This window comes from Neoluteolibacter marinus, assembly GCF_014904755.1.
Taxonomy (GTDB): Bacteria; Verrucomicrobiota; Verrucomicrobiia; order Verrucomicrobiales; family Akkermansiaceae; genus Haloferula; species Haloferula marina.
On sequence record NZ_JACZFQ010000051.1, the window covers coordinates 1 to 23,992 of the forward strand.

At 65.1% G+C, this 23,992-nt stretch carries 24 protein-coding genes, 1 other RNA gene and 1 pseudogene; 14 read left to right on the plus strand and 12 right to left on the minus strand.

Going from position 1 to position 23,992, the window contains the following annotated elements; all coding sequences use genetic code 11:
• Nucleotides 1-618 (plus strand): annotated as a pseudogene (locus tag IG178_RS11520) (hypothetical protein); the annotation flags it as partial.
• A gap of 26 nt (nt 619-644) precedes the next feature.
• Entirely contained in the window at nt 645-1,637 is a 993-nt protein-coding gene (gene queA / locus IG178_RS11525) for a tRNA preQ1(34) S-adenosylmethionine ribosyltransferase-isomerase QueA (protein WP_343225965.1), read from the plus strand.
• Nucleotides 1,638-1,640: 3 nt separating this feature from the next.
• Here queA and IG178_RS11530 read toward each other — a convergent pair whose 3' ends face one another.
• Nucleotides 1,641-1,865, minus strand: coding sequence for a PLDc N-terminal domain-containing protein (locus tag IG178_RS11530; RefSeq protein WP_193212703.1), 225 nt, complete (start codon nt 1,863-1,865; stop codon nt 1,641-1,643).
• Between the two features lie 140 nt (nt 1,866-2,005).
• Between IG178_RS11530 and ffs the strand changes: the two genes are divergently transcribed.
• An RNA gene (gene ffs / locus IG178_RS11535) (signal recognition particle sRNA small type) lies at nt 2,006-2,101 on the plus strand.
• 10 nt (nt 2,102-2,111) lie between these two features.
• Here ffs and IG178_RS11540 read toward each other — a convergent pair.
• The 4 genes from IG178_RS11540 to IG178_RS11555 all read right to left on the minus strand — a co-directional run bounded on the left by IG178_RS11540 (nt 2,112) and on the right by IG178_RS11555 (nt 7,764).
• A complete protein-coding gene (locus IG178_RS11540) occupies nt 2,112-2,924 on the minus strand; it encodes a M23 family metallopeptidase (protein ID WP_193212704.1) in 813 nt (270 codons plus the stop codon).
• A 7-nt stretch (nt 2,925-2,931) separates the two neighbouring features.
• On the minus strand, nt 2,932-4,269 hold the full coding sequence (locus IG178_RS11545; protein WP_193212705.1) for an OmpA family protein: 1,338 nt from the start codon (nt 4,267-4,269) through the stop codon (nt 2,932-2,934).
• A 144-nt stretch (nt 4,270-4,413) separates the two neighbouring features.
• On the minus strand, nt 4,414-5,898 hold the full coding sequence (locus IG178_RS11550) for a trypsin-like peptidase domain-containing protein (RefSeq protein WP_193212706.1): 1,485 nt from the start codon (nt 5,896-5,898) through the stop codon (nt 4,414-4,416).
• A gap of 108 nt (nt 5,899-6,006) precedes the next feature.
• Entirely contained in the window at nt 6,007-7,764 is a 1,758-nt protein-coding gene (locus IG178_RS11555) for a hypothetical protein (protein ID WP_193212707.1), read from the minus strand.
• A gap of 118 nt (nt 7,765-7,882) precedes the next feature.
• Here IG178_RS11555 and IG178_RS11560 point away from each other — a divergent pair, with 118 nt between their 5' ends.
• The gene (locus tag IG178_RS11560) at nt 7,883-8,299 is read left to right on the plus strand and encodes an acyl-CoA thioesterase (protein ID WP_226895340.1); all 417 of its coding nucleotides are present in this window, start codon (nt 7,883-7,885) and stop codon (nt 8,297-8,299) included.
• Between the two features lie 707 nt (nt 8,300-9,006).
• Here IG178_RS11560 and mnmG read toward each other — a convergent pair.
• The 3 genes from mnmG to IG178_RS11570 all read right to left on the minus strand — a co-directional run bounded on the left by mnmG (nt 9,007) and on the right by IG178_RS11570 (nt 11,650).
• On the minus strand, nt 9,007-10,884 hold the full coding sequence (mnmG, locus tag IG178_RS11565; protein WP_193212708.1) for a tRNA uridine-5-carboxymethylaminomethyl(34) synthesis enzyme MnmG: 1,878 nt from the start codon (nt 10,882-10,884) through the stop codon (nt 9,007-9,009).
• Between the two features lie 206 nt (nt 10,885-11,090).
• A complete protein-coding gene (locus tag IG178_RS25515; protein WP_226895342.1) occupies nt 11,091-11,255 on the minus strand; it encodes a hypothetical protein in 165 nt (54 codons plus the stop codon).
• 2 nt (nt 11,256-11,257) lie between these two features.
• Nucleotides 11,258-11,650 (minus strand): cytidine deaminase, encoded by a 393-nt coding sequence (locus tag IG178_RS11570; protein ID WP_193212709.1) that lies wholly within the window; start codon nt 11,648-11,650, stop codon nt 11,258-11,260.
• Nucleotides 11,651-11,738: 88 nt separating this feature from the next.
• Here IG178_RS11570 and IG178_RS11575 point away from each other — a divergent pair, with 88 nt between their 5' ends.
• From IG178_RS11575 to IG178_RS11605, 7 genes are all read left to right on the plus strand, one after another.
• Nucleotides 11,739-12,323: a DUF6580 family putative transport protein gene (locus tag IG178_RS11575; RefSeq protein ID WP_193212710.1), complete on the plus strand. Its 585-nt coding sequence runs from the start codon at nt 11,739-11,741 to the stop codon at nt 12,321-12,323.
• Between the two features lie 44 nt (nt 12,324-12,367).
• Nucleotides 12,368-13,447 carry a pyruvate dehydrogenase (acetyl-transferring) E1 component subunit alpha gene (gene pdhA / locus IG178_RS11580; RefSeq protein WP_193212711.1) on the plus strand — a complete coding sequence of 360 codons (1,080 nt, stop codon included), beginning with the start codon at nt 12,368-12,370 and terminating at the stop codon, nt 13,445-13,447.
• A 51-nt stretch (nt 13,448-13,498) separates the two neighbouring features.
• Nucleotides 13,499-14,485, plus strand: coding sequence for an alpha-ketoacid dehydrogenase subunit beta (locus IG178_RS11585; protein ID WP_193212712.1), 987 nt, complete (start codon nt 13,499-13,501; stop codon nt 14,483-14,485).
• A 142-nt stretch (nt 14,486-14,627) separates the two neighbouring features.
• Nucleotides 14,628-15,020, plus strand: coding sequence for a hypothetical protein (locus IG178_RS11590; RefSeq protein WP_193212713.1), 393 nt, complete (start codon nt 14,628-14,630; stop codon nt 15,018-15,020).
• A gap of 103 nt (nt 15,021-15,123) precedes the next feature.
• A complete protein-coding gene (locus IG178_RS11595; protein WP_193212714.1) occupies nt 15,124-15,417 on the plus strand; it encodes a hypothetical protein in 294 nt (97 codons plus the stop codon).
• Nucleotides 15,418-15,508: 91 nt separating this feature from the next.
• Nucleotides 15,509-16,786, plus strand: a complete 1,278-nt coding sequence (locus IG178_RS11600; protein ID WP_226895343.1) for a dihydrolipoamide acetyltransferase family protein — start codon at nt 15,509-15,511, stop codon at nt 16,784-16,786.
• Nucleotides 16,787-17,147: 361 nt separating this feature from the next.
• Nucleotides 17,148-17,522 carry a hypothetical protein gene (locus tag IG178_RS11605; protein ID WP_193212716.1) on the plus strand — a complete coding sequence of 125 codons (375 nt, stop codon included), beginning with the start codon at nt 17,148-17,150 and terminating at the stop codon, nt 17,520-17,522.
• A 24-nt stretch (nt 17,523-17,546) separates the two neighbouring features.
• On the opposite strand, the gene IG178_RS11610 is transcribed toward IG178_RS11605, so the two are convergent.
• From IG178_RS11610 to IG178_RS11625, 4 genes are all read right to left on the minus strand, one after another.
• Complete coding sequence (locus tag IG178_RS11610; RefSeq protein WP_193212717.1) at nt 17,547-18,701, minus strand: prenyltransferase/squalene oxidase repeat-containing protein; 1,155 nt, start codon at nt 18,699-18,701, stop codon at nt 17,547-17,549.
• 4 nt (nt 18,702-18,705) lie between these two features.
• Entirely contained in the window at nt 18,706-20,121 is a 1,416-nt protein-coding gene (locus IG178_RS11615; protein WP_193212718.1) for a permuted SH3 domain-containing protein, read from the minus strand.
• A gap of 25 nt (nt 20,122-20,146) precedes the next feature.
• Nucleotides 20,147-20,824 carry a hypothetical protein gene (locus tag IG178_RS11620; protein ID WP_193212719.1) on the minus strand — a complete coding sequence of 226 codons (678 nt, stop codon included), beginning with the start codon at nt 20,822-20,824 and terminating at the stop codon, nt 20,147-20,149.
• Nucleotides 20,825-20,950: 126 nt separating this feature from the next.
• A complete protein-coding gene (locus IG178_RS11625; protein WP_193212720.1) occupies nt 20,951-21,229 on the minus strand; it encodes an HU family DNA-binding protein in 279 nt (92 codons plus the stop codon).
• A gap of 162 nt (nt 21,230-21,391) precedes the next feature.
• On the opposite strand from IG178_RS11625, the gene IG178_RS11630 reads away from it, so the two are divergent.
• The 3 genes from IG178_RS11630 to IG178_RS26190 form a co-directional block, all read left to right on the plus strand.
• Nucleotides 21,392-22,750 carry a YiiX/YebB-like N1pC/P60 family cysteine hydrolase gene (locus IG178_RS11630; RefSeq protein ID WP_193212721.1) on the plus strand — a complete coding sequence of 453 codons (1,359 nt, stop codon included), beginning with the start codon at nt 21,392-21,394 and terminating at the stop codon, nt 22,748-22,750.
• A 125-nt stretch (nt 22,751-22,875) separates the two neighbouring features.
• Nucleotides 22,876-23,802 carry a F0F1 ATP synthase subunit A gene (atpB, locus tag IG178_RS11635; protein ID WP_193212722.1) on the plus strand — a complete coding sequence of 309 codons (927 nt, stop codon included), beginning with the start codon at nt 22,876-22,878 and terminating at the stop codon, nt 23,800-23,802.
• Between the two features lie 79 nt (nt 23,803-23,881).
• Nucleotides 23,882-23,992, plus strand: a 111-nt coding sequence (locus IG178_RS26190) for an ATP synthase subunit C-like protein (RefSeq protein ID WP_498049449.1), incomplete at its 3' end; no start/stop codon positions are given.

Consider the following 23,992-nt stretch of genomic DNA (forward strand, 5'->3'; position numbering starts at 1 on the left):
TGGCATCACCGCCGGCCGTCGCTGCGCGGCTACCTGAAGCAACAGATCGGCTACGGCAAGGCGGAGGCGCTGTTGATCGCCAAGCATCCGGACCGCTTCACCGCATCGGGCGACGCGAAATGGAAGGGCTTCATCTACGCCGGCGGACCGGTCCGCGCGGTGGAGGGATCCGTGATTTATCACGGCGCCATGGGCCAGGCCGATTACCAGGGGGTGGTCGACCGGATGCAGCCGCTGCGCCCGCTTGATCCCCGCCACGACACGGCCTCTGCCCGCGCCCGCCTGGCGCTGCTCGGCTGGCTGCAGCCCCGGCTCCGCTCGTGGTTCCGCTGCGGCAAGTGGCGCGACCCCGGCACCGGAACCGCGCTGCCGGCGACTCCCCCGCCGGACCGCGAATTCTCGGTCTGGTCGGAGGAGGGAAAGACCCGCGACGACTTCCTCGCAACCCTGCTGTCCGAAGGCTGGCAACCCGCCGGCGCCAGCGACCCGTGGGACGTCGAAAAGAATGGCACCCGCCTGCTGCTCGCCACCGAACGGGACGACCGGACCGGCAAACGGACCCTGTTCCGCACCTGGGGAAGACTCGATGGCGTGGAGGAACTCTTGCGGCAGGCGTGACCCGCGGCTACAGCCGGGGCATGGGTTTGCGGACGAGCGATTTCCACTACGACCTTCCTGAAGAGCTGATCGCCTCGCGGCCGCTCGACGAGCGGTCGGCATCGCGGATGATGGTGGTGCACCGGGACTCCGGGACCATCGAGCACCGGATGTTCCGTGACTTCCCCGGCTACCTGCGGCCGGACGATCTGCTGGTGTTGAACGACACCCGCGTCATCCCCGCCCGCCTGTTCTCCGACGACGGCAAGATCGAGCTGTTGTGCCTCGACCGGCTGTCCCCGGTCGAATGGCGCTGCCTGGTGCGGCCCGGCAAGAAGATGCGCGAGGGCCGCAGCGTGACCGTCGGTGGAACTACGGGAACCGTCGTGGAAGTCTTCGACAACGGCGACCGGCTGGTGCGCTGGGATCAGCCGGTCGACCTTGACCGGCACGGTCATCTCGCGCTGCCCCACTACATGGGCCGCGACGACGAGCTGGCCGACCGCGAGCGCTACCAGACGGTGTTCGCCCGCGAGGAAGGGGCCATCGCGGCGCCGACCGCCGGTCTGCACTTCACGCCGGAAATGTTGGAGAAGCTGCCCCACGACTTCCTGACGCTGCACGTCGGCGTCGGGACCTTCCGCCCGGTCCAGGTGGACACGCCGGAGGAACACGTGATGCATTCCGAACGCTACTCGGTGAAGCCGGAGACGGCGGAGCGGGTGAATGCCGCCGGCCGGGTGGTGGCGGTGGGGACCACGGTCACCCGGGTGCTGGAGCACCTCGGCCGCCTCAACGGGGATCCCGCCCGCCGGATCGAGGCCAACGCGCACCGCGGCGAGACCGACATCTTCATCTACCCGCCCCACGACTTCCGCGTGATTGGTGGATTGCTGACGAATTTCCACCTGCCGGAAAGCACGCTGATCATGCTGGTCAGCGCCTTCGCCGGGAAGGAGCTGGTGATGGAGGCCTACCGCGAGGCAGTGCGGGAGCGCTACCGCTTCTACAGCTACGGCGACTGCATGCTGCTGATCTGAGGATCAGCGGATCGTCTTGCCGATTCCGATGGTCCACCAAAGGATCGGCCCCAGAATCGGCAGGAAAAGTAGAACGATTACCCAAACCAGCCGATCTGTCGCCTGGGCGAACTCCGCCTTGAGACACTGGATGAGTGCGATCAGGCAAAGCAGCATGGGTAGCAGGACGAAAAAGATGACGATGAGCTCCTGGCCCCCCAGTCCTCCTATAAATGAAAGATATTTCATGGATGTGCCCTGAACGAATCAAAGGAGGTCTTCCCTAACAAGAATCAAACCGAATCGGGCACCGCCAGCCGTCAAGAAGCAGCGGCCGGGCGGCACAAAACCGTTGCGCTGTCGGGAGGCGGCGCTTTTACTTCGCCCGCTGTCAGGGGCCGTGGAGGTTCGGCAAGCGAATCCCGCCAGGCCTTGATCGGAGCAACGGTAGTTTGTCCGGATTTGCCGCGGATTCCCTGGCAGCACTTCTTTTTCTCACTTCGCGAGGATGTCGCCGAGCTTCTCGGCCCCCTCGATCTCCAGCGAGGTCCACGGCTCTTCCCGGGGAACAAGCGCCGTCGCGAGCGGTGCGGGCGACAGGTCATCCGCGGCGGAACCGGCGAGGCTCCGGACGGTATCCGCGGGATCGAGCCGGTTGAGCCGCTGGTCACTGTAGCCGGCACCGATATCGACGCCGTCGCCGCGCCGCATTTCGAAGTGGAGGTGGGCCGGATAGCGACCGCCGGCCGTGCCGACGGTGCCGATCTTCTTGCCCCGTGAAACCAGGCTGTCGACCGCCACGGCGATCTTGTCGAGGTGGGCGTACATCGACTCGATCATCTGCCCGTCGCGATCCCGGTGGGCCAGAATCACGGTATTCCCCCACCCCGGCGAAGGTTCGCCGGCGTAGACGACCAGACCGTCCGCCGCCGCATAAACCGGATCGCCGAGGTCGGTGTTGAGGCCGCCGATGCCGTTCAGGTCGTCGCCGGTGTGATGGCCGCCGCGCTGATCGTTCTGTTCCCAGAATTTCTGGCCATTGTAGGTCAGGGCACCGTGCTCGGAACCCATCGGCAGATCGAAACGCAGCGCAGTCGGGATGTCCCCGGTTTGCCAGGCGGTGAACTCGTGCAGGCGGTGCCGTGGCCTGCCGTCGGCCGGCAGCATCAACGGTGCCGCGGCGTCCTGGAAGCCGGTGAGCGACTCGATGGGCAACACCGGCGGCGGCCGGTCCTGCCACAGCGCGAAGCCAACCATGCCGCCGACGGCGACCAGCAGGACGAGAGGCGCGGGATGGATCGGACGCATGTCGGCTTCAGTCGAAATCGAGGTAAATCTCGGCGCGGCGGTTGGCGCGACGGCCTTCGGGATTGTCCTCGCCGGACTCCGTGAAATTCGGCCGCCGCGGCTGGGACTGGCCCTTCGCGACGGTGACGATCTGGTGCTCGGCGACACCGGTTCCAACCAAATAGTCCTTCACGACCCCGGCCCGCCGGCGCGACAGCTTTTCATTGTAAGACTCCGTTCCCAGCGCGTCGGTGTGACCGGAGAGCGTGAGCTGCTTGTCGGGGTCCGTCTTGAGGATCTGGGCGACGATCGCCAGCTGTCGCTGGGTCCGCGGGGCGAGCGTGTCCTCGTCGAAGTCGAAGTAGAGCACCAGGGTGTCGCCGCCCTTGGGATTCTTCACCAGCGGCGTGTAGTAAACGTCTCCCCCGGCCACGCGGCGGGCGTAGTCGGCAAGCAGCTTGTCGAGATTGATGTCGGAGACCCGCCAGTGGCCCGCTTGCTCCGGCTGCTGGAGCACCAAGGAAAACTCGGCGGCGTCATTGCCCTCCGAGGTGACCACCCGGGCCAGGTAGCCGGCGGTGTCCGGCCGCTGGAACATCGCGCGCAGCGGCTTTTTGGGGCGCAGCTGGTAGTTGCCTTCCTCGAACAGGATGCAGAGGCCGGCGATCTTGGCGTCCGACACGGTGGTCGAATCGACGAACTCCTTCGCCAGCTCGAACTCCTGGTGAAGGGTCGCCTGGAGGAAGGCATCGGCAATGCCGAGGGAATCGACCAACACCGCCTTGGGTACCGGTTCGCCGGGCCCGGGCGGCAGCGTCAGCGACTCGACCATCCACTTGCCGGTGTCGAACTTGAGGTCGAAGAAGATCCGGTCGCGGCCGGCCTCGGCGCCTTCCAGCCAGAGGGCCCAGCGGGAGCGGCTGTTGAGCTCGAGCTCGCCGACTTCCTGCACGGCATTCGGCCGGCGGAGTTTCGGCCCCTGGGCCGCGAGGCTCGCCAGGCGCTTGCGGGTCGCCTCATCGAGGGCATCGCGGCCGATCAACTGGCCGAGTTGTTGGAAATCGCCGGCTTCCAGGGCGTCGCCGATCCGGGCCAGCAGATCGGCCGGGTCCACGGCGGCCAGTCCGACGCCGGCATTGGCCAAGGCCGATTCCGGGTCCTGCGGCTCGTCCACCACGGTGTCCATCTGGGTGGCCGGGATCGGTTCGGGCTCCGGCTCCGGTGCCGGGGTTTCCTCGACCTCCGCGACGGGCGGCGGCTCCGGCGGGGTGTCCTTGCCGGTGCGGAAGTAGTAAAGGCTGCCGACGACGGCCGCGAGGCCGATGGATCCGGCGATAAAGAAGATCGGGAAGCGGGATTCTTGCATGGCGGCGTTGGTGAGTCCCTGGGCCGGACGGCGGGGGGAAATCCGCGGGTCGGGATGAAAGCGATGACGCTTCAACGTCGCGCAGGCAACCGCTTTATCCCCGAAGCCACCGGAAGTGCGGATTTGCCGCCGTGGAACGCCCGGTCATTGCTCCGGCTCGGCCTCCTCCTCGCGGGGCAAGGTCGGCAGGTAAACGATGATCCTCCGGTTGCCGCGCACGACATGCAGGGTCGTCACCTGCACCGCCGCCGAAGCCGACAGGAATTCATAGAACTCGGTGGAGGCGTTGATGCGGTCCTCGTTGATCCCGTAGATCAAGTCGCCGGCTTGCAAGCGATCGGACGCGAGACCGCCCGGATTGATCTGGGTCACCACCACGCCGTTGGACACCACCAGGCGCTCCTGCGGGGTGAGGTCGCGGACATTGAGGCCGATCGCCAGCAGCACCTCCTGCTTGTCCCGGGTCTTGCCCTGCTGGGGCACCAGCTCATCCGGCACGACGACCTGGCTCTCCACGATCGTCGCCTCGATATCCTGCTTCTTCTGCTGGCGCCACACGACGAGCGGCACCTTGCGGCCGATCTTGGTACCCTGGATGAGATTGATCAGCTGCGCCGTGGCTTTGATCGCTTCGCCGTCGAAGGAAACTATCACGTCGCCCACATTCAGTCCCGCCAGCTCCGCGGGGGATCCCGCCCCCACCCCGGTCACAAGCCCGGGCGCGAGGTTCGACAGGCTGACGCCCAGATACCCGCGGATCGGCCGGCCGCGCTCGAGGATCGAAAGCAGCGTGCTTTTCACGTCGTTCGACGGGATCGAGAAGCCGACCCCCTGGAAGCCGGGGTTGAGCTTGTCGGGCGTGTAGATGGACGAGTTGATGCCGATGATCTCCCCCTGAAGGCTCACCAGGGGGCCTCCCGAGTTCCCGGGATTGATCGCGGCGTCGGTCTGGAAAAGGTCCCGCTGGGTGTCAGAGAGCGATCGCTCGACGGCGGAGATGATCCCCTGGGTGATCGTCTCGCCGAGGCCGAAGGGGTTGCCGATCGCGAACACGATCTGCCCGCGGCGCACCTGGGTGGAATCGCCGAACTTCAGCGGCTGGAAGTCCTTGCCGTTGCCCTCGACCTTGAGCACCGCGATGTCGAGCAGCTTGTCCTTCCCGATCAGCGTGGCGGGGAAGGCGTCGCCGTTGTGCAGCGTCACCCGGATCTTCTCCTTGCCGTCGACCACGTGGAAATTGGTCACGATGTGGCCCTCGTGGCTGACGATGACGCCCGAGCCCTGGCCCTGCACCGGCACCCGGCGCAAGCGCTGGCGGTAGAAGCCGTCGATCCGCAATTCGTCGCGTACCCCCTCGGTGTCGATGCTGACAACGGACGGAACCACCGCTTCGGTGAGCTTCGCATACTCGGCGTCGAGGCGGGCCAGCAGCTCGACGTCACCCAGCTCCAGCGGCGGGCGTTCCGGAAAGGTGTAGCGCTCCGGCCGGAAGGTCTGCGACGACGAATCGCCCATCCCCTTGAGGAGCCGGGAGAAACCCTGCGAACCGTTGCGGATGAAGTAAACGGTGCCGAACGCGACCGCAAACACGGCCGCAAGCGCAATCAAGCGTCGAATGCCTTGCTGCATGGGGATGTAAGGGGGTGGGGTGCAAATGAAACAGGACCCGCCCGGGACGAATTGGCAAGGAAATCCTCCGCTCCCGACCGGCGAAATCCGACCTTTGCCGGCCCCCGGCTACGGCTCGTCCACCATCTTGGGCAGCGGGAAGTCGCGACCATCCCCGGCCGCCTCGTTGAGCTTCCGCATGACCGCGATGTAGTCGCTCCGCGCCGCCCGGTAGGTGCTCATTTGCTTGGAAAGCAGGGACACCGAGTCGAAGGGATCCTTCTTGGGCAGCAGTCGGCCCAGGGTCCGCAAGCTGTCCGCCACGCCGACCGCCTCCTTGTGGAGCTCCCGGTCACTGATGTCGATGTAGCCGGCGAGCGCGTCGAGTTTACCGCGGCAGGTCTCGTGCAGCTGCTCCAAGGTCGCTGGCTCGATCTTCTGAAGTGGCATCGAGACAAGGTAAGCCGCGGGCTCGAGAGCGGAGCGGATTTCCCGCGCCAGCACCGGCAGGTCGAGGAAGCGCGGTCGGTTCCCCGATCCCTGCAGCGCCAGCATCCGGGCCGAGGCATGGTTGGGCATCGCGGTCACGACCTCCCGCAGTCGCTGCTGGGTCGAGGAATTCGCGACGAAAGGGCCAAGCGCCTTGTCCTTTCCCACCTCTTGGATGACCTCGAATTTCTGCAGCCCCTCCGCGAGGCCGGGTGAAGGCTCCGCGGCGGCGAGATCGAGCATTTCTTCCACGGTGCCGGCCAGCAGCACCTCGTTCTCCATGAAGAACGCCGCGTCATCGAGGACCACCAGCGCCTTGAGGAACTCGGCCGCCTCGTCGGGCAGGATCAAGCGCATGCCACCCGGCAACTCCGAGCACGCCCGCAGCGACTGCCAGAACCGCGCCGGCAACTCCAGCGTGCCGTCCGCCCCGACCACCGCCAGGGCCGATGCCACCGGCGTCTTGCCGGTCATCGCCCCGTCCAGCAGCAACGCCGTGGTGCCGGTGAGGGCAAGCCCGCTGCGCTCGAACGAGTAGGTCTTCTCGCCGCAGTCGATCTGGATCTGCAATCCGGATGGCAGCGAGCCGTGGCGTTCCTTCAAGGCCGCCTCCACACCGCGGAAGGCGCTGCGGAAGTTCCGGCCCTTCAGATCGCCCGCCACCGTGAATTGGATCCCCTTGGCGGCGGGCTCCGCCTCGCTGGCCTTGAGATGAACCGCCAAGCGGGAGAACTGCGGTTCGCTGGAGGTCTTGTCGGTGAACCAGGCCGGCATTGAGGTTCGCATCTCGTTTACTACCAGCGCTTTATGTTCGATTTCCGGAGCCGTTTCGGGAATTTCTTCCGGTTTCATGACCGGAGCTTCCGGCTTCTTGGTCTGGAAGGCTGGCTCGAGCGCCACCCAGTCTCTCCAGGCACCCTTTTCTCCCTCGTCGCGCATGTCGCCCGCACCCGGGTGATACGGATCCGCCACCGCCAACACGTCTCCCAGGCACGAGGCCAGGGCCTGACCGTCGGCACCGGCTTCCGGCATCTCCAGCCACGCCTTCGCCTGCCAGGACCGGGCCCGGGCGCGCTCCAGCTGCTTCTCGTCGGGTGGTGCCATGGCCTCGCCCGTCTTCATCCGTGCGATCAAGTCCCGCGCCTCCCGGTTGGCCGGGTCCAGGGCCAAGGCCAGCGCCGCCATCTGGGCCACCGACCTCAGCTCGGCGGGCGTCTTCCCGGCCCGCGTTCCCGCCAGGATCACCACCTGCCGCGACAGCGACGTCATGGTGTCGACGTCGAGCGGCAGCTTGTCGCGCCGGAACGGCACCGGCCCCTCGGCGGGTGGCACGAACTCGGCGCCCGCCCCCAAGGTCGCGGCGGAGATCAGCAGGAAAACGCGGGCAATCAGCGGCATGGTGAACATTCTAACGACCCTACGATCCCCCGCGAGACGGAATTACCGGCGAATCCCCGTCTCTCAACTTGGCACACCAACTCTCGACTCGCCGCCCCGGATCCACAACCCTCCGCCCATGCCTTTGCCCGCAGAGCTCCGCCACACCACCCGCGAGGAAGTCATGTTCTTCGACACCGACATCGGCGGCGTCGTCCACAACCTCGCCTACCTCCGGATGATCGAGACCTGCCGCACCCGCTTGGCCGCGCTGATGGGCATGAACCTCAAGGGCATGGCCGACACCAAACTCTTCCCCGTCGTCGTCCGCACCGAGATCGACTACAAGCGCCCCGCCACCCTCGGCGACCACCTCCTCATCCACGGCCGCCTCGACGAACTCCAGCGCGCCCGCTTCTGGTGCGCCTTCGAGATCCGCCGCGAAAGCGACGACGCCCTCCTCATCACCGCCCGCCAGGCCCTCGCCCTCGTCCAAATGCCCGCCGGCAAGCCCGTCCGCTTGCCCGCCGAGTGGGGCATGGACCGGGATGGATAGGATGGAAAGCTAGGGTCGGACGCCCCCGGCCGACCGGAGCGGTTCCCGACCTCCGGCCCCACTCGGAAGCAGAAAGCAACCCTCCCCTTTCATTAAAGACGAGCGAGGACGCTCGTCCCTACCTTCCTCATCCCTGACCTGCCGCCCCCTCCGTCGCCTCCCGCCTTCAGGATGATCCGCGCCTTGCGGCGCTGCCAGAAGACGGTGACAAAAGTCCACATCAAGGTGTAACCGAACAAAATCAACCAAATGGAGATCTTCGCCGTGACGTGGCTCACTTGAGGTTCAGGCAGTGATCGGCCGGGAGAGGGAACCCAACCGTCCTCGGCCGAGATCTCTTCACTCATTTCCTTACCGAGCTCAACGGGAGGCGGAAGATCAAAGCGAGGTACCCTTGGCTTGGGAGGACCGAACGGGTCGTTATTTCAATCTATCTCGGTCAATCTCGAGCGACCGCTTGTAGCACGCCATCTCGTGGTAAGGACCGACTCTCGCTCTGGCATCACCTTCACTTCGACGGTGCCTTCGCTACAGGAGAGATTCGCCAGATCCCCCGAGGGAGCAACCAAAAGCAAGAAAGCTCGCTCGCCTCCCGAGTCCCACCAAGCCCACAGCAGGAACACCAGCCCCGGCACGCCGAGCCAGAACAGCCGGGACCTCCAAAAGGGCTTCCTTCCGTGCATTCCGTGGTTCCCCATCGAGGTAGATCAGGACTCCCCCGCCGGCACCCGGCCGAACTTCTCCATCCACACTGCCAGCACCGCGACGTCGGCGGGGGTGATGCCGGAGATGCGGCCGGCTTGGCCGAGGGTCTCCGGGCGGATGCGAGCGAAATTCACCTGCGCCTCCTTCTTCAGCCCGCGGATGGCGCTGTAGTCGAGGTCGGCGGGGATGCGTTTGTCCTCGTGGCGGGCCATCCGTTCGACCTGGACCTGCTGGCGGTTGAGGTGGCCCTCGTATTTCAGCTCGGTCTCGATCAGCGGCCAAAGTTCCACGTGGAACGCGGACCGGAGTTCCTCGGGCAGCAAATCGGCGGTGTTCTCGCCGCGGCGGAACCAGTGGTCGAGCTTGACGCCCTGGTGGAGCGTCTTGCGCGCCCAGTCGAGTGCTTGACCGAGGGCCGCTTGCTTCTCGGCGGCCCGCCGCACGCGTTCGCCCCCGGCGAGGCCGATCTCGGCGGCTAGCGGGGTGAGGCGCTGGTCGGCATTGTCCTGGCGCAGCAGCAGGCGGAACTCCGCCCGGGAGGTGAACATGCGGTAGGGCTCGGTGCAGCCTTTTGTCACCAGGTCATCGATCATGACCCCGAGGTAGGCCTGGTCGCGGCGCAGGATGAAGTCCGGCTTCCCGGCCACCTTGAGCGCGGCGTTCGCCCCGGCGATGAGCCCCTGCCCCGCCGCTTCCTCGTAGCCGGAGGTGCCGTTGATCTGGCCGGCGAAGTAGAGGCCGGAGATTTGCTTGGTCTCCAGCGTCGGGCGCAGCTGGGTCGGCGGGCAGTAGTCGTATTCCACCGCGTAGCCGGGCCGGAGGATCTCGCAATTCTCCAGCCCAGGGATGGTGCGGAGGAAGGCGAGCTGGACCTCGTAGGGCAGCGAGGTGGAGACGCCGTTGACGTAATACTCGCGGGTGTGCCGGCCCTCGGGCTCCAGGAAGACCTGATGGCGATCCTTCTCCGCAAAGCGCACCACCTTGTCCTCGATCGACGGGCAATAGCGCGGGCCGACGCCCTCGATGACCCCGCAGTACATCGGGGATTGGTCGAGGTTGCCGCGGATGATCTCGTGGGTGGCGGCGTTGGTGTAGGTCACGTGGCAGGGCATCTGTTCCACGTGGAACGTCGGATCAGCCCACGGATTGAGGGTGAAAAGATCGTCGGACTCCCGGCTGAGGGTATCAGCGAGGTAGGAGAATAGCGGCGGCGGGGTGTCCCCTTCCTGGCGCTCACAGACCGAAAGATCGAGCGAGCGGCCGTTGAGGCGGCAGGGCGTGCCGGTCTTGAAACGTTCCACGTGGAACCCGAGGCGCTTGAGGGAGCCGGAAACCGTGGAGGTGGCATCGCCCATCCGTCCGCCCTTCTCGTTCTTCAGGCCGACGTGCATCAGTCCCCGCATGAAGGTTCCGGCAGACAAAACGACCGCGGCAGCCTGGATCTCCATCCCGAGCGAGGTGGCGATCCCGGTAACGGCGTCGTTCTCGACCAGGATGTCGGCGACGTTTCCCTGATGGAGGTCGATGCCCTCCGTGGACTCCAGCAGCCACTTCATCCGGAATTGGTAGGCCTTCTTGTCGCACTGCGCCCGGGGAGCGCGGACCGAGGGACCCTTGGAGGCATTGAGCATGCGAAACTGGATGCCGGTGGCATCGGTGTTCAGCCCCATGGCTCCACCGAGCGCATCGATCTCACGCACCATGTGCCCTTTCGCCAGGCCCCCGATAGCGGGGTTGCATGACATCTGGCCGACGGTGTCCAGATTCTGGGTAAGCACGGCCACCTGAGCGCCGAGCCGGGCGGCGGCGAGGGCAGCTTCCACGCCGGCGTGGCCGGCACCGATGACGAGGACGTCGTAGCGCTTTGGATAGCGGAACATGGGCAAGGGCGGGGACGCTAGCCGGGCCGAGGTGCGGGAGCAAGACTGGTCCTGTGTTCCACGTGGAACGCTACCCAGGGACGCCTGCCGTCCACAAAGTGGTCCAATTCGTGACGAACGCGGGAAAGCCAACCTCGACAAACCAATCGGTCCGGATCCCTGGGAAACGCCGCGGCAACTCGTCGAGCAGCGTAGCGTAGCGATCCTCAGACTCGCCCACTCTCATGAACGGACCATCCCCCCGCAGCACGGAAGCCGAGTGAGATTTCATCGTAGCTCCAAAGGTCGTCCTTGTAGGCCACGACTTCCACGATCTCGGACCAGAGCACGCGCGAGACACCCGATGACAGACCCTCCTTATCGAATTCCACGCTCATGAGGAGGGTCGGTCCAAAATTCCCGCCGAGGCCCGGGGCAGCAGCTCGGAGAGCCGGAACACCAGCCTCTCGGTCCGGTTCGCCAAACAGACCAGCGGATCGCCGAACTCAGCCAGCACCTGCCGGCAGGCACCGCAGGGTGAGATCGGCACCGCGGTATCCGCCACCACGGCCACGGCCTCGAACTGCCGCAACCCCGCCGCCACCGCCGTGCCCACCGCGACGCGCTCGGCGCAGTTGGTCAGGCCATAGGACAGGTTCTCGACATTGCAGCCGGTGAATACCTTTCCTCCGGCCAAAAGTGCAGCCCCGACCTGGAACTTCGAGTACGGGGCGTGGGCCCGCTCGCGGACCTGCCAGGCGGCTTCGATGAGCGGTTCCCAATCCATGCCGGAAGCAGACAACAGCAAGCCTCCCGCTGGCAAGCCCGCGCATTTTCAGCTCGCTCGCAAGCCCGCCATGGGGCAGGGATTGGGCATGCAACGCCCTTGGATTCCCGCACTGGTTTTGGTGGCCCTGTTGGTCGCCTTCCGCTGCCTCGGAGCCGCCTTTTCCCACCAGCTGCCGAACTTCCAGCCGCTGCCCGCGCTGTTCCTGTGCAGTGTGATTTTCCTCCGCGGCTCCAAGGCATGGGCCCTTCCGATCGCCGCCTGGCTGGTCAGCAACCCGCTCGCCAGTGCCCTTCAAGGCTACAATCCCTTCGAAGCCGGGGGCGGCGTGATCGTTGCCTTCCTCGCCCTTCTGCTGACCGGCGCCCTCGCCCTGAAGCTGCGCAAATCCCCCTCCCCGGCTGTCGTGCTCGGCGGGGGCTTGATCGCCGCCCTCCTTTTCCATGTCGTGACCAATGCCGCGGTCTGGGCCGCCGATCCGCTCTACGCGAAGTCCGCCCACGGCCTCTGGCAATCGCTGTGGAGCGGCCGGCCGGCCGACGCGATGCCGTCGTGGGTATTCCTCCGCAATCTCGCCGCGGCCAATGTCCTCTTCACCGCCCTGTTCCTGCTTGCCCAGCGATCCTGGCCGGGCGAAGTCCGGACAAAACCGGCGCTTGCACAGTCCCGATAAATTCTTGCCCCTAACCGGTCCCATCCCCTATCTCCGCCCCGCCCATGTCTGCCACCGCCGATACGCCCCGTCTCGATTTCGCCGGCTCACCGATCAACAAAGCCCTCAGCGCCGAGGACAAGATCGAGCTGTTCCGTAAAATGGTCCGCATCCGCCGCTTCGAACAGGAAGCGCTGAAGTACTACGCGGCCGGCAAGATGGGCGGCTTCCTGCACCTCTACATCGGCCAGGAATCCGTCGCCGTCGGCACCCTCTCGCTTTGCGGCGAGAACGACCACTCGATCACCGCCTACCGCGACCACGGCCACGCGCTGACCGTCGGCATGGGCATGAACGAGTGCATGGCTGAAATGTATGGCAAGGCCACCGGTTGCTCGAAGGGCAAGGGCGGTTCGATGCATTTCTTCGCTCCCGACAAGAACTACTGGGGCGGCCACGGCATCGTCGGCGGCCAGACCCCACTCGGCCTCGGCCTCGGCTACGGCCTCAAGTATCTGGGCAAGGAAGGCTGTGCCCTCTGCTACCTCGGTGATGGCGCCGTCAACCAGGGTGCTTTCCACGAGTCCCTCAACCTCGCCGCCCTGTTCGAGATTCCGGTCGTCTACATCATCGAGAACAACGGCTACTCGATGGGTACCTCGCAGAAGCGCTCGTCCGCCTACCGCGGTTGCCTCGCCCAGCGGGCGGAAGCCTACGACATGGAATGGGACGTCATCGACGGCTCCGATGTATACGAGGTCCGCGCCAAGACCCACATCGCCATGGAGCGTGCCCGCAAGGAGCACAAGCCCTCCATCCTGGAAATCACCACCTACCGCTACTACGGCCATAGTGTCGCCGACGCAAACCACAAGAAGTACCGGACCCCGGAGGAGATCGAGAACTACAAGACCAACCACGATCCCATCCATCTCTGGCGCAAGCGCCTGATCGGCGAAGGTGTCTTGACCGAAGAACAGGCCGACGCCATCGACAAGGAGGCCAAGGCCGAGGCCGCGGCCTCCAGCAAGTTCGCCGACGAGTCTCCCGCCCCGACGGTCGAGGAGGTCATGCAGGACGTCTACTGGGAGTCCGACAACGACACCCCCGCCTCGAGGATCGGCCGCCACTTCTTCAACGACTGAGCCCACTACGGTAACTCTAGTATTTCACCAAGCTCCCGCACGCATCATTTCATGTCCCGCACGCTCTCATACCGCGAAGCTCTCCGTGAAGGCCTCGACGAGGAACTCGCCCGCGATCCGAACGTCGTCATCATGGGCGAGGAAGTCGCCCAGTACAACGGCGCCTACAAGGTCACCGAAGGCCTCTGGGCCAAGTGGGGCGACAAGCGCATCGTCGACACCCCGATCTCCGAGGCCGGCTTCATCGGCATGGGCATCGGCGCCTCCATGCTCGGCATCCGCCCGGTCATGGAACTGATGTTCTGGTCCTTCCATTCCGTCGCGTTCGACCAGCTCGTCAACAATGCCGCCTGCGTCCGCTACATGTCCGGCGGCTTGATCCATTGCCCGATCGTGATGCGCGGCCCGGCCAACGGCGGCACCAACGTCGGTGCCACCCACTCCCACATCCCCGAGGGCCTCTTCGCCGCCTTCCCCGGCCTCAAGGTCTGCGCCCCGGCCACGCCGGCGGATGCCAAGGGCCTGATCAAGACCGCGATCCGCGACAACGACCCGGTCTACGTGATGGAGAACACCCTGCTCTACGGGATGACCGGCGAAGTGCCGGATCCCGCGGACGGCGACTTCACGATTCCCCTCGGCCAGGCCGAAGTGAAGCGCGAAGGCTCCGACCTCTCAATCATCGCCCACGGGCGCTCGGTCATCCACGCGCTCGCCGCCGCCGAGACGCTCAAGGAAGACCACGGGATCAACGCGGAAGTCCTCGACCTCCGTTCGATCCGCCCGCTCGATCAGGACGCCATCCTGAAAACGGTCATGAAGACCAACCGCGTGCTGCTCGTCGACGAGTCGAAGGGCTTCGGCGGTGTCTCCGCGATGGTTTCCCACCTGATCCAGGAACACGCCTTCGATTACCTCGATGCCCCGATCAAGCGGGTCACCACCCTCGATGCCCCGGCTATCTACTCGCCGCATATCGAGAACGAGCAGCTGCCGAACCCGCGCCGTATCGTCGAAAAAGTCCTGGCTTTGGGCTGATCGCGACGGTCTTTTTCATTGCCACGGCAACCACGATTCCTAGCATTCTCCAATCATGATCAAACTTCTTGCCGCCGCTGGCCTTGTTGCCATGTGCCTTGCCTCCAGTTCCTGCTGCTGCCTCTTTTAATCCACCACTCTCATGAAAAACCTGCTTCTGATCCTGCCACTGGTCGCCCTTTCCCTGGGTCTCTCTTCCTGCTGCTCGATGTTCGGCGTGCGTTCCTGCGCCGCCGGCTACACCGAGGAAACCTACCAGCGCAAACTTTGCGGCTATGACATCGTCCGCGAAGAAGTCGTCGTCGATGCCAAGAGCGGCCTGACCGAAATCAAGGAGACCAAGGTCCCCCGCTACAAGACGGTGACCAAGAAGGTGAAGACTCCCTGCCCCAGCTGCGTACGCCTCTATTGCCTCGATGAAGGTTGCTGCGGTTCCAACACCGAAGCCGCCCGCAAGATGGCCTCGATGCAAGGCCCGAGCGGCAGCCCGAATGTCGGCCTGATCCCGACGATGAAGAAGATCTCGATCGAATAATCGACGAGACATCCATTTCCTGACACGAACGGAGGCCCTCAACGGCCTCCGTTTTGCTTTCCCCCCTTGCGCCAACTGCCAAGCGAAGCGACAGGGTTGGACCATGAAAACCTGGCTCCCTGTGTCGTTCGCCGTCCTGCTGGTGGCCTGCTGCAACCCGGAAAACTCCACCCCCGGCGAGACACCGGAGCAGCCCCGTTCCGTCGACCCGTCCATGCCCGAAGCCTACCTCGGCAAGAGCCTGGAAGAGGCCTCCCGGATCGCCGACGAGATGAATATCCCTTGGCGTGTCGTCGAGATCGATGGCACGCCCCGGGCGACCACGATGGATCACCGCCCGGACCGGCTGAACTTCACGGTCGCCGGGGACAAGATCATCCGCGTCACCAAGGGGTGAAGCTCGGGAAAAGACTGGAAAAGCCTTTCTGATTCCCCAATCTCCCTCCGCCTCACTCCCTTTTCACAGATCCATGGCCATCCAAATCGAAATGCCTAAGCTCTCGGACACCATGACCGAGGGCACCCTCATCAAGTGGCACAAAAAAGTCGGCGATAGCGTCGAAATCGGCGACATTCTTGCCGAAGTCGAAACCGACAAGGCCACCATGGAAATGGAAGCCTTCGACGAGGGAACCATCACCGAAATCCTGGTCGCCGAGGGCGACAAGGCGGCTATTGGCAGCATTCTCGCGGTTCTCGACGGCGACGGCAGCGACGCCGCTGCTGCTCCCGCCGCCCCCGCCAAACCACAGGAACCGGAAGCTGCCAAAACCGCGGCTCCCGCGCAGGCTGCAGCACCTGCACCCGTCTCCGCAGCCGGCGGGGAACGCATCAAGGCTTCCCCGCTCGCGCGGAAAATCGCCGCGGAAAAGGGCGTCGATCTCGGATCACTGACGGGAAGCGGCCCGGCCGGCCGCATCGTGCGCGCCGATGTCGAAGGCGCTTCCGGCAAACCCGCCACCAAGTCCGCCGATGCCTCGGCCGCCTCCGGACTAGCCGCAGCTGCCAAGGCACGCAGCACCAGCACTGCTGCACCCGCTCCCGCCCCGGCCGCAATTCTCCCGACCGCCAAGGAAGGTGATGAACGCGTGGAGCTTTCCTCGATGCGGAAGGTGATCGCCTCCCGTCTCCTCGCCTCGAAGCAGACCATCCCCCACTTCTATCTCCACCTTGAAGTCGATGCGGGCCCGCTGATGGCGCTCCGCAAGCAGGTCAACGCGCAGGCCGAAAAGACCCACGGCAACAAGTATTCGGTCAACGACTTCGTTCTCAAGGCCGTCATCAACGCCTCGGTCGCGGTTCCTGCGGTCAACGCGTCGTTCGCCGGCGACCACATCGTCAACTTCCAGCACATCGGCCTGTCGGTCGCCATCGCGGTGGAAGACGGCCTGGTCACTCCCGTGATCCAGCAGGCGGAGACCAAGTCGGTGATGCAGATCTCCAAGGAGGTGAAGGACCTCGCGGCACGCGCCAAGAACAAGAAGCTCAAACCGAGCGAATTCGACGGGGGCACGATCACGGTGTCCAACCTCGGCGCCTGGGGAATCGAAAGCTTCGACGCCATCGTTAATCCTCCCCAAGCGGTCATCGTCTCGGTGGGTGCCGCGATCGAGAAGCCGGTCGTCAAGAACGGCCAGATCGTTCCCGGCCTGCGCATGAACCTCGGCGTCAGCTGCGACCACCGTGTGGTCGATGGAGCCGTCGCGGCCGCTTTCCTTGCCGAGGTCAAGAAGCTCATCGAGGAACCCGCCCTGATGCTCGTCTGAGCCACCCTACGGCAGCTCTCCTTTCACGGCGCGTCTGGATTCCCTCCGGATGCGCCGTTTTTGTATCGCCACCCGTGGCTCCATCGGGCCAATGGCGGGGAATCCCGGGCAAGGCGATGGACTTGCTAACACGCTCTAAGAAGAGATCTTTTTTGAAACAAAGAAACCCTTCATCTTAAGCGTGTGAACAACGGTGGAAAATCCCGGTTCCACGGCATGGTTGCGGGGATTCCACGCCCTCGAAACTTTGGGAAGAACCGCCGGGCAATTGACGGCAAGGTGGTCCTTCCATCGTGGCGGTAGCGGTTGCACCCGGAGAATTCCCGAATTGTTCACAGTGGATTCCCAGACCTGCCGCCCCATGAGCTCCTACGATCCTTTCGCATCGACTCCCTGGCCGGATGATCTTCCATCGCGATGCCCGAACTGCGGCCACGGTTTCAATTGCGCCGCGAACCTCAAGGTTGGCCCCGGGCGCCTCGGGCGATTCTTCCGCTGGCTGGCCTGGTGGTCCATGCTGCCCTGGATCCCGGCGGTCTTCGTCCTGCTCGCCCGTGGTATGGTCGCGAGCTTCGGCCCCGGAAGTGGTGGAGGTGTCGCCATGGTCGGGCTGTTTCTGCTGCCCGTTGGCCTTTTCGGCACGATCGCCCTTTTCATGCCGAACTCGCGCCGGGTCCGTTGCTTCGCATGCAAGTACAGCCGGGATTTCAAGGCGCTGCCGAAGAGCCTCCGTTAGGGACATGGACTTCCTCTCGGGGGCTCACTCCTTGGGCAGCCGGTCGCGGCACCACGCCAGGGCCATCAGCGCGTAGCCCGTGCCATATGGCTGGTGATAGTCGTAGAGCGGATAGTCCCACCACGAACCGTCCTTCTCCTGGCGGTGCAGGATGAGCTTCGCCAGCTTGGCCGCATGCGCCGGCTGTTGCGCGGCGGGCAGGAACTCGACCGATTCGGTGAAGTAAAAGACGCCGTAGTAGTAGAAGTAGCCGGAGATCTGGAAATGGGTCTCGTGGGGCACCGGTCGCTTGCGGCCGATGCTCAGAAAGCCCTCGCGTTCGATGAAACGGTCGGCCCAGGTGTTGATGACCTCGTCGGTCACCTTGGTTTCACCGAAGGCCCGCAAGGTGGCGTTGCAGGCCTGGCTGCGTGCCAGCGACCCGGCAGGCCGGTTGATCGGGGAGCGCGGCCGGTAGATGTGGCTGTGCGAATAGACGTAAGAGAAGTCGGGTTCGCGCTGCCGCTCGACGCTGGCGACGGATGCCTTGACGATCCGGTCGTCGAGCTTGATGCCCATCGTGTCGCGGGCCTCGCGCATGGCGAGAAGTACGGTGGCTGTCGTAAAACAGGTCGTGATGCCGGTCGGCTTCTGGGTGGTGAGGCCATCGTAGATGTCGAGGTAGCCCCAGCCGCCGTTGAGGTCCATGTAGCGGTTCGCCAGGTCGGACTGTTCCTGCGCCAGGCGCTTCCATTTCTCCTTCTCCGCGTCGTCCTTGGCGATCCGGTACAGGCGGGCAAGGGCGCGCAGCCCGTAGGCGTGGCCCCAGGCGTTGTAGGTGGTGGTCTGGTCGGCGCGCCTCAGTTTGGGAAGCTCGCTTTCCATCCATGCGGCGCCCTTGGCGATGGCCGCGAGCGTTTCGGGCCGCTGGTCACCGCTGTCGATCAAGCCGGACAACGCCAGCCCGCTGGCACCGGCGCGGAAGGCGTGGTGCGCTCCGGGAAGCGGGGCATAGATGTTCAGCCCCTTCGTCCGGGTGGCGCTGCCCCACGAGCCGTTCGGGTTCTGGTCGGCTACCAGGAAATCAACCCCGCGGCGGATGGAATTCGCCACCGTCGAAGGATTGACCTCGGCTTGAGGCTTCTCCTGGGCGAAGGCCGAGACGCTCGCGAGAAGGACGACGATGGGGATCCGGTGCACGGGATTAGTCGGGTACGATGACCACTTGTCCGCTCTCGAGACCGCCGAGGATCTCGACCTTGTCGCCGGAGATGCGCCCGCGTGAAACCGGGCGGGCTTCCCCCTTGCCATCGGCCTGCTTCACCTGAACGGTCCAGGTGCCCTCGCCGGCGGGACGCAGCGCCTTCACCGGTACGGTGATGGCGGCATCCTCGTGGTGAACGATGAATTGGCACTGGAAGTTCATGCCCGGAGCGACATCGAGATCGGCGGGCCATTCGAGTTTGCCTTCCTCCGGCCACTCGGGCAGCAGATCAACCCGGAACCTGCCGTCACCGGCGGGAACCCCGGCAACGTCCTGCACCGTGACGGTGAGCGCGATGTCCTCGCGCCCGGCGGCGGTCATCGAACCTTTCAGGGCATCCTTCAGGCTGCGTGCGGTGGCATCCTCGACCTGGGCGACCAGTGCAAGTTCGGCTTCCGTTGGAACCACCGTCGCGAAGGGCCGGACCATGGGGACCTTGCCGCTCTTGACGAGGGCCTTGGCGAGATCACCCAAGGTCCAGCGCCCGTCGTCGAGCGAGCCGTGATAGAAAACGCCGTCGGCAGGGGCCTTGATTTCCATCAGCGCCGCGTCCTTCTCAAGGTCGGCGAGCTCGTCCTTCTCCCGGGCGGCCGCGGTGCGCGCGGCATCGAGCTCCAGCTTCGCGGTTTCCAAGGCGCGGGGAAGATTCTTCTCGGCCTTCTCGAGTTCGATGGCGGTGGTCTTGGCGGCGGCTTCCAGGGCTTCAGCCCGGCGTGGCAAGGCGACCTCGAGGGTCCGTTTGGCACTCAGTGCGAAAAGGCGGTAGCCGGTCTCCGCCGATTTCACCGCGAACTCCTGGCGCTTCAAGATGATCTCCTCGGTCTGCTCGGTGAGATCATCGGCATCATACATCATCTTGAGCTGCTTGAGCTCCTCCTTGGCGGCGGCGAGCCGCTGCTCGGAGCTCTCGAGATCGTTGGCGGTGTCGTCTTCCTGGGCCTTGCGGCCGATCTTGGTGAAGTACTCGAGCTCCTCGGCAGCGTCGCGCTGCGCCCGGCGAGCGGCGTCGAGCTTGAGGGCGGTTTCCTCCTGCAATTTGGCGAATCCGAGTTCCTGGCTGGCCAGCGACAAGGCCCGGCTTTCCACCGCCCTGCGGGAGTCCTCGAGCTTCCGGTCCAGCGCCTCGCGATCGAACTTCACCAGCACATCGCCCTTCTTCACCAGGTTGCCGTGGGGCACGATGGTCTCGATGGTGAAGTCGGACCAGGCCTCGGGATCGACCGAAATCAATTCGGGCGCGGTGGGCAGGAGGGTGGCGGTGAAGCTGCGCTCGATCTGGAAAGGCTGGGGCTCGATCGTGATCTCGGCGGCCTGGGCGGCCGCGATGGAAGCGGCGAGGATGGCGGTTGCTTTCATGGGGGCGGTCGGGGTGGTAGCGGAGTCAGTCTGAAATTTTGCCTTTTCTTGCGAGCCAAAGAAAATGTCGCTTCGGGCGGCGGGCATTCGGGCTGGAATCGATCTCATGGCGGACGATCTCGAACCCTGCGCGGGCCAAGCGGCGCTCGATCTGTGGAATCGGCCGGGCGGAGGCGATGCCGAGAAGTCCTCCCGGCTGCAGGGCACCGTGAACGGAAGCCAGCCAGCGGGGGTCTTCGTGAAGCGGTTTGCCATGGTCGCCCGCCGGCGCGGTGTCGGCATGGACGAGGACCGCATGGAGGGTTTCCTCGAAGCCGTGGAACGCCACAGGCCCGACGTCGCCGAGCAGTTCGACCCGCGGGTCGCCCAGGCACGTGCTGTCGGGGAGGAAGCGCCGGTGCCACTCCTTCATCACCGGCCAAGGCTCGGCCACCATGAAGGTCGCGCGCTTCTGGGGCAGTGTTTCCATGGCGCCGGCGAGAACCTCGCCGAGGGAAAGCCCGGCGATCCAGATCTTCGGCTGTTTCACCGGCCGGAAGGGCGCACAACCGATCCGGCCGAGCTCGCGTTCGCTGGCGCGGGTCGCGGGTCCGGCGAGCTGGTCGCCGTTGAGCTGCAGGTAGCGGCGGCCGTCGTGTTCGTGCAGGCCGAGCACGGAGCCGTCCGGCAGGGTGGTCTCGGCGAGGGTCAGACGCGGTTTCATTTCTCAGTCAGCGGGCGGAACGAAGCTTGTTAAAACAACGACCCCGGCGCTCGGCCGGGGTCGTCATTTTTGGGTTTTTGAAATCCCGGAGTGCCGGTCCCGGAGAAGATCCGGCTCTCAGACAAATCAAAGACCTGCCTTCAGCGTGGACGAAGCCTTGAAGCCGACAGACTTGGAGGCGGCGATCTTCATCGCTTCGCCGGTCTTCGGGTTGCGGCCCTGGCGGGCGGCGCGCTTCTTCACTTCGAACGTGCCGAAGCCAATGATCTGGACCTTCTTGTCCTTGCCCTTGATGCCCTTCTCGATGGCACCGAGGACGGCGGCAAGTGCGTCTTCGGCGGCACGCTTGGTGGCGTCCTTGCCGAGGGATTTCTGGATGGTTTCGACGAGTTCAGCTTTGTTCATGGCGACGACGGTATTGCGCCTCGCTCCGTTCTTTGGCAAGCTAAAATACAACAGTGATTTTCCTTCTCCCGCCTAGAGCCACGGGGATTTGCGGCGATCCGCCGACCCCGGAGCAGCGCGATCTTTACGATGAGCATCGTAGATGGAACCATTGGCACGGGGATGAACGGGACAAGTGACAGCGACCACGACCCGCGGATCCGGCGCGGGTGCCGGGCCGTGCTCGGGGCGGCCGGCCCGGCCCGTGCCGCCATCGAGGTGCCCTTCCTCGGGGATGCATCCGGGCGTGGTTACTTCACCCCCGACGAGGACGAATCGGTTCGCACGCGCTACGCCAGGTTCCTCGGTACCAGGGCCGCGCTGCTGTCCACGCTGGCGTCGCTGGAGGCCGCCTGCGCCCCTGCTGCCGGGGGCTGGGAGCGCCGCCTGCCGGCCTTCACGGTGGCCTTCGCCGCCGCCTGCCTGTTGCTGCAGCAGGCGCGGGAGCTGGTGTCGCTGGCGGCCGCCCACCCCTTGCTGGCGCGGAAGCTGGACGAACCGTCGCCGGTTCACGGCATCCCGCGGAAGACCTTTGCCAGGCTGTTCCGCACCACCACCGACCCGCTGCGGCTGATGGAGTTCCGGGAAGCGACCGCTTTCTACGAAAAGCATCGTAGCGAGATCGCCGGGCTTGAATGCGGCGATGAATTCGCTGCCGTGGTCTGCTTTCTCGAGTCCGGCCATCCCTGGCTCGGCCACCGCGGCCGGGACATTGTCGTCCGCCGCGCCGAGTACGGATGGTTTTCGTTTCTGAGGCGCCACCGATCGGCGTGGAAGAAGTCGGTGTTCGGGTTCTTCGAGGTGTCGGGGAGAATGATCGCGGAACTCCGCCAGCCGGGGGTGAAGGCCCCGGGGATGCCGAAGCGGGTCGGCGCCGGGCTCCGGGAGCGGGCACTGAAGCTCGCCCGGCCCGGGGATGTGTTCGTCACCCGCCACGACGATGCGCTGAGCAACCTCTTCCTCCCGGGCTACTGGCCGCACGCCGCGTTGTTCATCGGCAACGAGGCCCAGCGACACACCCTCGGGGTGGAGATGCCGCCGGGAATCGCCCGCCGTGCCCGCGATCCCCTGGTCTTCCTCGAATCCAAGAAGGACGGTGTCCGCTTCCGGCCGGCCGACGAGACGCTCGAGGTCGATGCCTTCGTGATCCTGCGCCCGCCGCTCGACCGGGGCCAACTGGCGGCGACGCTGGCGGAAGCGATGCGTCACGAGGGCAAGCTCTACGATTTCTCCTTCGATTTCCGCAACGCCGACCGGCTCGCCTGCACCGAGGTGGTCTACCGGACCTACCATGGTGCCGGCGCGATCGCCTACTCCCTGGTCGAAGCGGGAGGCCGCCTTTGCCTGCCGGCAGAGGAGCTGATCGCCCAGTCCCTGCAACACGGATTCCGCGTCGTGGCGGCCTGCGGCATCGGGAAAAATGCAATCGTTACGGGCACCCGTGCAGAGCTCCAGCTCCACGCCAGCCGCAGTGCACTTTGAAACAGTCACAACTCACACGATATCAGACTATCGCCGAGCTTGTGAAATTTTTCACAAATAGCTCTTGCGCCGTTACAAAATCCTTTGATACAGCCCCCGGGCGCTTTCGCGAAGCGCTCCACGGCATGTCGAAACGCTCCATTTTCTCCATTTTGTTCGCCTGGCTCTGCTGCGCCCTGCCGGCCCTCGCCGCGGATGCTGCCCACGCGGACGCCGCCCATGGTGGTGGCCACGACCATCTGCCGGCCCACGCCGAGGCGATTTTCGAACTCGGACCCTTCGTTATCACGAACTCGATGCTGATGGTCTGGATCGTCGCCGCCTTCATCATCCTCGTCGCCCAGGCGGCCACCAAGAAGCTCTCGCTGATCCCCAGCGGCCTCCAGAACTTCGTCGAATGGCTGGTGGAAAGCCTCTACAACTTCCTCGAGGGCATCCTCGGCAAGCACCTGGTGAAGCGCACCTTCTGGTTCTTCGCCACCATCTTCATCCTGATCCTTTTCACCAACTGGGCCGGTCTGGTCCCTGGTGTCGGCACCCTAGGCTGGCAGCTCAGCGGCTCCGGCGTCGATCCCCACGACAAGTTCCGCCCCTTCCTGCGCGGCGGCAACGCCGACCTTAACATGACCGCCGCGATGGCCTTCACCTTCGCCGCGCTGTGGTTCTACTGGGCCATCACCGAAAACGGCCTCAAGGGCTTCTTCGCCCACATCTTCGCCCCCAAGGGCAAGTTCGGCGGCATCATGGCGGTGCTGATGCTGGTGGTCTTCGCCTTCGTCGGCGTGCTCGAGGTCGTCTCCATCCTGTTCCGCCCGGTCGCCCTCTCCTTCCGTCTCTACGGCAACATCTTCGCGGGTGAGAACATCCTCGAGAACATGATGCTGGTGGTCGGCGACAACAAGTGGCTCGCCTGGCTGCCGCCCCTTCCCTTCTACTTCATGGAGCTGCTGGTCGGCCTGATCCAGGCGCTGGTGTTCATGCTCCTCACCGCGGTGTTCCTCAAGCTGATCTGCGACCACGGCGATCACCACGACGAAGACCACGCCCACTGAACCCTCTCCCGGTCTGACCATGGCAATGACCGTGGGGGCCGGCGAAACACCAAACTGAAATACCACCATGAACCTCGAAATGCTTGCCGCTATCAGCGGTAACCTCCACGTCGCCTTCGCCGCCGTCGGCGCCGCCATCGGTATCGGCCTCCTCGGCTCCAAGGCTGCTGGAGCCACCGGCCGCAACCCC